This is a genomic window from Lysinibacillus boronitolerans JCM 21713 = 10a = NBRC 103108, from assembly GCF_000772935.1.
In the GTDB taxonomy this organism is placed as follows: Bacteria; Bacillota; Bacilli; order Bacillales_A; family Planococcaceae; genus Lysinibacillus; species Lysinibacillus boronitolerans.
In genome coordinates this window covers 146,753-156,617 of the sequence record NZ_JPVR01000071.1, presented here as the reverse complement: position 1 = coordinate 156,617, position 9,865 = coordinate 146,753, and the positions used below count along the sequence as shown (strand labels likewise).

At 37.2% G+C, this 9,865-nt stretch carries 11 protein-coding genes; 2 read left to right on the top strand and 9 right to left on the bottom strand.

Annotated features, from left to right (window positions below):
* Positions 1 to 86: 86 nt before the first annotated feature.
* The 3 genes from CD31_RS09720 to CD31_RS09710 form a co-directional block, all read right to left on the bottom strand.
* Entirely contained in the window at positions 87 to 1,514 is a 1,428-nt protein-coding gene (locus CD31_RS09720; protein WP_036077189.1) for an amino acid permease, read from the bottom strand.
* 110 nt (positions 1,515 to 1,624) lie between these two features.
* The gene (locus CD31_RS09715; protein WP_081977486.1) at positions 1,625 to 2,386 is read right to left on the bottom strand and encodes a dimethylarginine dimethylaminohydrolase family protein; all 762 of its coding nucleotides are present in this window, start codon (positions 2,384 to 2,386) and stop codon (positions 1,625 to 1,627) included.
* A 14-nt stretch (positions 2,387 to 2,400) separates the two neighbouring features.
* Positions 2,401 to 3,273, bottom strand: coding sequence for a dimethylarginine dimethylaminohydrolase family protein (locus CD31_RS09710; RefSeq protein ID WP_036077185.1), 873 nt, complete (start codon positions 3,271 to 3,273; stop codon positions 2,401 to 2,403).
* A 299-nt stretch (positions 3,274 to 3,572) separates the two neighbouring features.
* On the opposite strand from CD31_RS09710, the gene CD31_RS09705 reads away from it, so the two are divergent.
* Both CD31_RS09705 and rpmB read left to right on the top strand, forming a co-directional pair.
* Positions 3,573 to 4,316 carry an IclR family transcriptional regulator gene (locus tag CD31_RS09705; protein WP_016993568.1) on the top strand — a complete coding sequence of 248 codons (744 nt, stop codon included), beginning with the start codon at positions 3,573 to 3,575 and terminating at the stop codon, positions 4,314 to 4,316.
* Positions 4,317 to 4,501: 185 nt separating this feature from the next.
* Positions 4,502 to 4,690: a 50S ribosomal protein L28 gene (gene rpmB / locus CD31_RS09700; RefSeq protein ID WP_004227417.1), complete on the top strand. Its 189-nt coding sequence runs from the start codon at positions 4,502 to 4,504 to the stop codon at positions 4,688 to 4,690.
* 91 nt (positions 4,691 to 4,781) lie between these two features.
* Here rpmB and spoVM read toward each other — a convergent pair whose 3' ends face one another.
* The 6 genes from spoVM to CD31_RS09675 are packed head-to-tail and all read right to left on the bottom strand — an operon-like array spanning position 4,782 to position 9,859.
* Positions 4,782 to 4,883: a stage V sporulation protein SpoVM gene (gene spoVM, locus CD31_RS23315; RefSeq protein WP_099805045.1), complete on the bottom strand. Its 102-nt coding sequence runs from the start codon at positions 4,881 to 4,883 to the stop codon at positions 4,782 to 4,784.
* An 18-nt stretch (positions 4,884 to 4,901) separates the two neighbouring features.
* Entirely contained in the window at positions 4,902 to 5,555 is a 654-nt protein-coding gene (locus tag CD31_RS09695; RefSeq protein WP_016993569.1) for a thiamine diphosphokinase, read from the bottom strand.
* Positions 5,552 to 6,220: a ribulose-phosphate 3-epimerase gene (gene rpe, locus CD31_RS09690; RefSeq protein ID WP_026023442.1), complete on the bottom strand. Its 669-nt coding sequence runs from the start codon at positions 6,218 to 6,220 to the stop codon at positions 5,552 to 5,554. The genes CD31_RS09695 and rpe overlap by 4 nt, the downstream gene beginning before the upstream one ends.
* A gap of 2 nt (positions 6,221 to 6,222) precedes the next feature.
* The gene (gene rsgA / locus CD31_RS09685) at positions 6,223 to 7,107 is read right to left on the bottom strand and encodes a ribosome small subunit-dependent GTPase A (protein WP_016993571.1); all 885 of its coding nucleotides are present in this window, start codon (positions 7,105 to 7,107) and stop codon (positions 6,223 to 6,225) included.
* Positions 7,108 to 7,118: 11 nt separating this feature from the next.
* Positions 7,119 to 9,107 carry a Stk1 family PASTA domain-containing Ser/Thr kinase gene (gene pknB, locus CD31_RS09680; protein ID WP_036077182.1) on the bottom strand — a complete coding sequence of 663 codons (1,989 nt, stop codon included), beginning with the start codon at positions 9,105 to 9,107 and terminating at the stop codon, positions 7,119 to 7,121.
* Between the two features lie 2 nt (positions 9,108 to 9,109).
* Positions 9,110 to 9,859, bottom strand: coding sequence for a Stp1/IreP family PP2C-type Ser/Thr phosphatase (locus tag CD31_RS09675; RefSeq protein WP_036077180.1), 750 nt, complete (start codon positions 9,857 to 9,859; stop codon positions 9,110 to 9,112).
* Positions 9,860 to 9,865: the final 6 nt, after the last annotated feature.

Sequence of the window (9,865 nt, the reverse complement as noted above, 5' to 3'; positions counted from 1 at the left end):
ATAATAGGGCACGTAGTTTTTCAGGTGTATCCCACATAAAAGCATTCATAAAATTCTCCTTTAACTCCCATTCGTTAGTGGTACGATTAACGAACTTCTAGTGTTTCTTCATTTTTGCTATCTGTAGCAGCAGTCGCCGCTTTTTTTAATTTCAATTGATAAAAGATCATACAGGCAATAAAGAAGCCAATCCCGTATAGTAAACCAATCCTTTGCGTTGGATCAAACGCTAAAAATACTAGAATTAAAACACAAAAGATTATACAAAATACTGGAATCAACGGGAATAGTGGTGTTTTAAATTTTAGATCAGCCACATTTCCTCCTGACTTCACATAGCGATAACGGAACATTAACTGAGAAGCACAAATCCCCATCCATGAAATTGTGACAGATATACCAGCTACCGACATTAGTAATACAAATACAGCATCGGCTTCCATTACACTAGTTAATAAAGATAAGAGTGAGAATACCATCGTAAAAATAAGCGCATTTAAAGGTACTTTATTTTTCGTTAATCGACCAAATAACTTGGGCGCCATCCCCTCTTGTGACATGGAAAATAATAAACGTGTTGATGCATATAAACATGAATTACCGACTGATAAAATAGCTGTCAAAATAACAAAGTTCATGATACTAGCGGCATATGGTACACCAGCTAAATTCATTAACGTGACAAATGGACTTTCCATAAGCCCAAGCTCTGATGCTGGGAATATTGCTGATAATACAATAATGGAAGCAATATAGAAAACGATGATTCTGAATAGAATTGTACGAATCGCTCTTGGAATATTTTTTTCAGGGTTCTCGGTCTCCCCTGCTGCAATACCCACCAGCTCTGATCCCTGATAAGAAAAAATTACATTCATCATTGTGACAAAAATAATCGTAATACCTGCTGGGAATAAACCAGAAGGTGCTAAATTTGTGAGATGTGGAGTAGGACGATCTGCTAATGGAATGAAACCAAAGATTGCCGCTCCACCAATAATAATAAATGCAATTACTGCAACAACTTTTATACTAGCAAACCAGAACTCTGCTTCAGCAAAGCCCTTCGTTGTTAAAGCATTTAAGACAAATAAAAGAACCATAAACACAGCACACCATATCCAAATTGGAACACTTGGAAACCAATGCTGCATTAAAATACCTGCTGCCGTAAATTCAACGCCTGCTGTGGCAGCAGACCCGACAAAATACATCCAACCTAATGAAAAACCAGCAGAAGGACTAATGAAACGTGTTGCATATGTTTGGAAAGAGCCTGTAACAGGCATGTAAACAGCCAATTCTCCAAGACAGTTCATGACCATAAACAAAATTAAGCCACCAAACAAGTAACCAATCAGTGCACCTCCGGGTCCTGCCTGATTAATGGTATACCCTACATTTAAAAATAAGCCTGTTCCAATAACACCCCCAAGTGAAAGCATTAATAAGTGACGACTTTTCATCGAACGTTTTAATTGATTATTGTCAAGCTGATCCCCTTTATTCAACATCCATCCCTACTTCCCATATAATGTAAAAATATTAAATATTCTGATATTTTAAGAATGAAAGTACCCAATCAATTTTCTCTTTTAAATTGATTGGGTATAGTTAGATTTACTTAAAAACGTAATGATAAACAGCTTAAACCACCGTCGTGTTTTCTAAATTCAGACATATCAAGTTCAATAGTTTGATAGCCCAGGTCTAGTAATTTACGATTTGTTTCTGGATAGCCAGCTGGAATAATAATATAATCATTTACTTGAATACAGTTAGCTGAATATTCATCCTCTTTAGGAATCACGATTTTTTCGTAAGATTCAAATGCAGGATGATCGACAAATTCACCAGCTAGCACCATACGATTGTTCCCAACATAGGCAATTCCAGTTTTTAAATGGAAGAACTCTTTTAATGGGATAATAGTTGCTTCATAACCTTCTTGTTCAACAATCTCTTTAAATTGCTGAGCGCCTTCTTCATTTGTGCGATCTGAGATTCCTACGTAAAACTTTTTCTCTGCTTGTAATACATCTCCACCATCAAGTGTTCCAGAACCTTTAATATAGTAAATTTTTTCATAGAATTGTTTTACAGCTGGTTCGATTTCTTCAATTTCGCGGTTACGAGCCGCTGCTCCAGGATTCGATATAATAGCAAATTCAGCCGTTAATACAGCTGTATCCTCTACAAATGTTGAATCTGGAAATGCTTCATTTGCTGGTAATTGTGTTACTTCAACACCACATTTTTTTAAAGCCTCTACATAGTGTTCATGTTGTTCAAATAATTTTTCTAAAATGGGCTTTCCTAAATCACTAGTCGTTAAACCGTTTACAAAACTATTTCCTGGATTTTTAACAATAACATTTTTAAACATATTCATCTTCTCCTTTATCCTCTTACTACTGGGCAAGTTAGGCACGTAGGCCCACCTGTTCCTTTAACAGTAATTTCATCGCCTTTATATTCATACACAGTTGCTCCAGCATCAAGTAGCTGTTGCTTTGTTTCTTTGTTGCCTTGAGGAATTACACAGACCCTTGGTGCAAGCGCTAACACATTACAACCTAACGAATCGTATTCATTTTTTGGTACCTCTACTAGCTGGATGCCACGCTCAATTAGCAGTTGTCTGAAAAATACTGGCATTAAGCGCGAATGCACAACAGCTAAATCTTGGTCTACCATACTTATGAAAGACATTAAATGTAAACACTCAGCTTCACCAAGATCATGTGGTAGCTGTACAACTATAAATTCATCTACCAAATCGGCTGTCATATCCTTTAACTGACGAATGGCTTCATCATTTGTTCGATAACCTCTGCCCACAACGAGCGTTCGATCATCTAGCCAAACAATATCTCCACCGTCCGAAACTGCCTCACCTGTTAGTTCACCGATTACGGGAATACCCTTTTGCTGTAAAAAATCCTTGTATACTCCTGCTTCTGGCTGTCTTAATTTTTTGCCCGATTTCAGTATAATGGCACCATTTGGTGTGAATTTAACTGGATCATGTGCGTAGAGAGAATCTAATCCTACTTCTTCTGCTATTGGCAGATAATCAATGGTTTCAACATACTTTTCAAGAATCCCAATAAATTCAGCGTATTCGCTTAGAGCTTCTTCATAATTAGGCTCTGATAAGTAGTTAAATGTTTTCCATTCCTCACTAAGATGTGTTTGGCTTCGAAAAGCATCTTTTGGATCTTTTACAATAACGTGTTTCAAAGGTGCATACATTGATGAACAATAATGCATTCCTTTCACCTCATTTCCGTGTAGTGGAAAACGTTTCCGTTAAGAGGAAAGTTTATATGAAGAATATATTCGTTTTATGCTATACTGTCAATATATTTAGAAAACTTTTATTTTTCTTTTAATCTAAATTGCATTCACTCTTGGAAAAAGAGCTGTATTCGCATTCATTAAAAGAATCCCTTTGAAGCTTTCTTGAATTAAAATACAGTCTTTGTTTAGGCGACAGATTCGTTCAGGAATATTGGAACTAGACGTAAATGGAGATTAAAAATAAAATAGGATGAAGGGAGGTGGGACAAATGCAATTATTAGAGCGGGCAATGACCATTGCCAAGGTTTTAGCTGCCGATGCAAACGACAGTAGCTTGTCCATTTCAGAGCTTTCTACAAAATGCGATTTACCGCTAAGTACTTTACATAGAATTTTAAAAGCCATGATTAAACAAGGGATGATTGAGCAAGATGAGCAGACTAAACATTATCGGCTTGGAACCATATGGATGGAACTTGGCTTACAGGTGTATGATACGATGGATTATATTAGCAAAATTAGACCTGAGTTAGAACGATTAGCCAGAGAGGTTGAAGAAAGCGTCTATTTAAGTAAACCAGCTGGATTAGATACGATTATTATAGAACGGATAGACAGTGCAGCAAATCCGATTCGTATTTATGATCAGCTAGGGATTCGCATACCTATGCATATTGGTGCGGCCAATAAAGCCATACTTGCCTCAATGTCAGCGATACAATCAAAAGAAATACTAGAGCAACTAGTAACTAAAGATGAAATGGCCGAATTAGAGGAACAGCTTCACCAAATTCGACAACAAGGCTATGCAATAAGTCACGGAGAACGAACTGCAGGTACTTCCTCCATTGCCGTCTCTGTTTTAGATGGTTTTGGTGAAGTGATAGGAGCAGTCAGTATTGGTTTTGTAAACTTTAATGTCTCTCAAGATCATATTAATACATTAATTGAGCGATTAGTTGATACTGGTAGACGTGTATCGCTGAAACTTGGTTATCGAGGAAAAGGATAGGAGAACTATTCCCCAATAACTTCTCTACTTTTCATAAACGTTTTATGTCTGTAAAGGTTTTTTTCTTGAAAGGTTATGTGAAAACTGTTGCACTGAACGCCATCGTATGTTAAATTATTATGGTATGTGAAATACCGAACTGAAATAATAATCTTTCAGCATCAACAGTAAGGAGGGAATACAACATGCCAAAACAATGTGTAATCACTGGACGTAAAGCTCGTACTGGTAACAACCGTTCCCACGCTATGAACGCTAACAAACGTACTTGGGGTGCTAACCTTCAAAAAGTTCGTATCTTAGTTGACGGTAAACCAAAACGTGTATGGGTTTCTGCTCGTGCATTAAAATCAGGTAAAATCGAGCGCGTTTAATCGCTGCTTCTAAAAAATCGATTTCGCATTGAGCGCAATCGATTTTTTTCTTGATTAGTATTCTATAAGAAAGTAAAAAATCCGACTAACATTAGTCGGATTTTTTTACTTTCTTATCTTTCTTAAATAGGTTAATACACGTACGCGTGATACTACTCACGAATTTCGGCAATTGGAACGTATATACTTTCAGGACTCTCTCCCCCTTACGCTAATCTATGCTTCTTATCATTAAACATATGCCTTGCGAGAAAGATATAGACCCTGAAGTTCCTATTATTTCATTACTTGTAAATCGAGATGTTCCTAAAGAAATTTCCTCATTCGTTGTTTCATATTTTACTTGTCGTAATGTTACACCTTGAATAGGCTCCTCGTGAGCAAAAAAAGACAAGTATCGGTATCGATTATCTGCATAAATTGTATGTGTGCCTGGCAGTAAAAATTGCAACATATTAGTATGATTGATTATCTTAAGTTCAATTTGAGGATGCTCTTTTTGTAACCGATAAATAGAACGAACAGCTGCCTCATAATGATCTAAACGCCCACCCGTCACACCTGTCAAAACAATTTCTTTTGGTGCAAACGTATAGGCTTTAAGCAAAGCTAAATCCGTGTCTGTTTCATTTTTCTCTTCTTGAAAACGTTGTTGATCATTGGTTTGTGCCATCACCTGTCGATATTCTTCATCTGTTAAAGAATCAAAATCACCAACAATGGCATGGGGAGTAATTCCCTGCTCAATTAAATATAATGCGCCACGATCTGCCCCGATAAACACAACATCCTGTTGCTGCTGAAACGATGAAAATGAACAAAGCTCATTTTTTGGACCACCTGCACAAACAACGACTGTCGTCATCCTTTAATCGCTGCCTCGCCAGCAAGTAAAATCTCTTGAAGAGCAGCTGTTCGATCTTCTTTACTATAGATGGCTGACCCAGCTACAAAAATTGTCGCTCCAGCCTGTGCACATGGCACAATTGTTTCAGCAGTAATACCACCATCAATTTCAATGGCAATATCTAAGCCTCGCTCCTTAATCATTGTTGATAATGCTTCAATTTTAGGTACAACAGAATGGATAAACTTTTGTCCACCGAATCCAGGATTAACAGTCATTAATAATACCATATCAATATCTTCTAAAATGTGTTGAATTGATTCTATCGGTGTATGTGGATTTAATACGACACCAGCTTTTACACCAAAGGAACGGATTAATTGAATTGTGCGATGCAAATGACGGCATGCTTCTACATGTACCGTAATATAATCTGCTCCAGCTTTTGCGAACTGTTCAATATACTGATCTGGATTTTCGATCATTAAATGCACATCTAATGGTAACTTTGTTAAAGGACGGATTGCGTCCAATACAATGGAACCAAATGAGATATTCGGTACAAAGTGACCATCCATTACATCAATATGAATAAGTTGTGCACCTGCTTGCTCTACTTCCTTTACTTCTTCACCTAACTTTGCAAAATTCGCTGCTAATATTGATGGTGCTATTTGTATCATCATTAATACCTCGGCTTTCGATCCATAATTTCTTGCATAAATTGTTCATAATGCTTGTAGCGGTAGTCTCGAATTTCTCCTGATTCGACTGCTGCCTTTACTGCACATTTAGGCTCTTTCAAGTGTAAGCAACCTCTGAATTTACAATCATCCGCCACTCTAGCCATTTCAGGAAAACATACACCTAATTCTTCTTTCTCAATTTCGTCAAAATCAAAGGAACTAAATCCAGGTGTATCTGCCAATAAACCATCACAGACTTCTATCAGTTCAACATGACGAGTGGTATGTTTACCCCGTCCTAAACTTTGGGAGATAATACCCGTTTTTAAGTTCAACTCTGGAATTAGTGTATTAAGCAAAGTTGACTTCCCAACACCCGATTGGCCAGCTAAAACAGTGGTTTTTCCCTTTAAAATAGGACGTAATCGTTCAACTAATTCTTCTTCATCTTTATATGTTTGCAAAACTGTATAGCCCATGCTTTCATAATCTGCTATATAATTTTGTAATTCCTCACGTTCATCTTTTTCTAGCAGATCCATTTTTGTTAAACAAATAATAGGATGTACATGGAAGGATTCTAACACAACTAAAAAACGATCCAGTAAAATGGTATTGAAATTTGGCTCCTTTACGGAAAATACCAAAATACCTTGATCAATATTAGCAATTGGCGGACGTACCAATTCATTTTGACGCTCTAAAATCTTTTGTATAGTCCCATCGGATCCTTCTGTTTCCATTGTATACTCTACAATATCGCCAACAAGTGGGGATTCGCCACGGTTACGAAATACCCCACGTCCTCGACATTGAATCAGTTGATGTCCATCAAATACATAATAATAACCGCTTAATGCTTTTCTTATTTGGCCTTGCGCCATCCAATTCCTCCTTAATCGACATCATTATAATTAACTTTGCCTTCTAAAATTATTTCTGAGTCACGGATTATTCTATAACTCGCATCTTTGCCATCTTCAATTGTAAGCTGAATGTTGTATGGCGTATCACTTAAAATTTCAAATACTTCCACTGGTTCAGACAATGTATGATTTTTATCTTGAATTTCAACTCGAATGTTTTGGGCTATTCCCTCTTCTGTAGGTTTATACTCAATGACTACAGGTATGATACGTAGTTTATCAGGCTGTTTCGCTGGTCCTTTACTTATGACAACAGATATCATAGAACCTTCCTCTACCATAGTACCCGCTTTTGTCAATTGCGAAATTACACTGCCAGCTGGGATGGTCTCATGATGTTCTTCACGAGAGATACGCCAATTGAGACCTACTCTTTTCACATAGTCATCCATATCCGCTTTCGTATAATTTACAACGTTTTCAACCCTTACCATCCTAACTCCTTGGCTAACTTTAAACGTGATTGTTTCTTCTTTCGCTACTACCTCAGAATTTGGCGGTATGCTTTGCTCAATGATTCTTCCTTCTGGTTCACGAGAAGGAACATCCTCTTTTATGACATCCTTATATTTACCTTTTATTAAAGCTTCAACTTGACTATAATTTTGTCCTACATAATTATCAACAGTCGTCATCTCTACACCTAAACTAACGATTAAGTCTACCTCTGAGCCTTTTTCACGTAATGCATTTTTTGCAGGGTCTGTTTCAATAACCTTCCCCTTTTCAATTTCCTCGTGATTTCGCTCCTGATGCTCTTCACCAACAACAAATCCATCTGCTTCTAATTTTTTTGTCGCTTCCTCTATTGTTAAATTTGCTACATCTGGTATAGCCACTTTTTTCGGGCTAAATAAATCTTTTGCAAAAATAAAGAATAGGAAAATGACAATCGCTGCAATAAATAGTCCCGCAACATACTTTGGCCAATTTTTCTTCTTTGCCTTAACGGGAACTGGCTTTTCTACAGGCTTTTTAGGCTGTGGTTGAGAAGGAGCTTTAGCTTCCATAATCGGTTCAATAACTCTTGTTTTGGTTAAATCTTCGTCTTTTTTATGCATCTGCTCTTTAATGATGGGAATAGCCTTCGTCACATCATTATCCACAGGGATGACAAATTTGGGATCGTTGATTCGAGACGGTGATAGTACGGTTTCCAAATCCTCATACATTTCTTCCACTGTAGTATAACGATGGGATGAATCTTTGGCAGTAGCCTTTAAAACTACATTTTCCAAGCTTTGAGGAATCGTTGCATCAAAAGCACGGACAGAAGGCGTTTCGGCTTGTAAATGCTTAAGTGCAATTGAAACAGCTGATTCACCAGAAAATGGAAGTTCACCTGTTAATAATTCATATAACACAATACCGAGTGCGTAAATATCTGATTTGTTTGTAGCTGTACCGCCGCGCGCTTGCTCTGGTGATAAATAATGCACTGTACCAAGCACAGAGTTTGTTTGAGTAAACGATGTAGCACTTAACGTCATGGCAATACCGAAATCCGTAATTTTCACATTACCTTCTGCATCCATTAAAATATTTTGCGGTTTAATATCACGGTGGATAATATGGTTTTCATGGGCATTAGCTATGGCAGACGTTAATTGCTTCATAATATGCACACTTCTAGCAGGAGAAATTGGTGCAAATTCTTGTATGTACTGCTTTAATGTTTTTCCTTGAACATATTCCATCACAATATAATGTAGATCCCCATCGTCACCTACATCATAAACACTAACAATATTCGGATGTGTAAGACTTGTAGCAGACAGTGCCTCACGTTGAAAACGTCGATGTAATTCATCCTCATTGGAAAAATCATAGCGTAATATTTTAATGGCTACATCACGATTTAAGATCATATCGTGTGCTAAATAAACATTGGACATACCTCCGCCACCAATGAGTTCTATAATTTTATAACGGTCACTAATTCTTTTACCTACAAGCATTCTTACACCTCCTCATCCTTTTTTGTTAATAGCACGAGGGAGATATTATCTTCTCCCCCGCTGGCATTTGCTAATTCCACAAGTTTACGTCCCTTCTCCTCAATAGAATCTGGATACGTAATTATCGATGCCATTTCATAAACTGTTAGTTTATTGCTTAGTCCATCTGAACAAATGAGTAAATACGATTCTGATGCTAAATCTACTTCATAAAAGTCTGGTTCGATTGTTTCCTCTGTCCCAACCGCTTTTAAGATGAAATTTTTCTTTGGATGTGTCAAAGCCTCTTCTTCGCTTATCTCACCATTTTCAACCAAGACGTTCACATATGAATGATCTCTTGTTATTTGTTGTGCACCATCTTCAAAGAAATAATACACACGACTGTCCCCCACATGTGCAATGAAGCAATGTTGTTCTTCGATTAACACCGCAATAAATGTCGTGCCCATTCCTTTACAGTCTTCATGTGATAAAGAATAGTCATATATTGTTTTATTCAATTGTTGAACTGTTTGTAATAACCATTCTTTTTTTGATGTTGTGGATACAAAATGATGTGTGTCTGCCTGTAAAAAAAAGGATTCCATCTGTTGGATTGCCATATCACTTGCTACATCACCAGCATTATGACCACCCATGCCATCCGCAACAAGTGCTAGTGCAAGCCCATCTGGACGTTTAAAGAATGCAGCACGGTCCTCATTAATGGATCGTTTTAAACCAATATCACTTTCGACTGTGTATTCCAATACTGG

Bases quoted from the DNA above. Each gene is read 5' to 3' on its own strand.
- CD31_RS09720 (WP_036077189.1), bottom strand. From the start codon at position 1,514: ATGTTGAATAAAGGGGATCAGCTTGACAATAATCAATTAAAACGTTCG.
- CD31_RS09715 (WP_081977486.1), bottom strand. From the start codon at position 2,386: ATGTTTAAAAATGTTATTGTTAAAAATCCAGGAAATAGTTTTGTAAAC.
- CD31_RS09710 (WP_036077185.1), bottom strand. From the start codon at position 3,273: ATGCATTATTGTTCATCAATGTATGCACCTTTGAAACACGTTATTGTA.
- CD31_RS09705 (WP_016993568.1), top strand. From the start codon at position 3,573: ATGCAATTATTAGAGCGGGCAATGACCATTGCCAAGGTTTTAGCTGCC.
- rpmB (WP_004227417.1), top strand. From the start codon at position 4,502: ATGCCAAAACAATGTGTAATCACTGGACGTAAAGCTCGTACTGGTAAC.
- CD31_RS09695 (WP_016993569.1), bottom strand. From the start codon at position 5,555: ATGACGACAGTCGTTGTTTGTGCAGGTGGTCCAAAAAATGAGCTTTGT.
- rpe (WP_026023442.1), bottom strand. From the start codon at position 6,220: ATGATACAAATAGCACCATCAATATTAGCAGCGAATTTTGCAAAGTTA.
- rsgA (WP_016993571.1), bottom strand. From the start codon at position 7,107: ATGGCGCAAGGCCAAATAAGAAAAGCATTAAGCGGTTATTATTATGTA.
- pknB (WP_036077182.1), bottom strand. From the start codon at position 9,107: ATGCTTGTAGGTAAAAGAATTAGTGACCGTTATAAAATTATAGAACTC.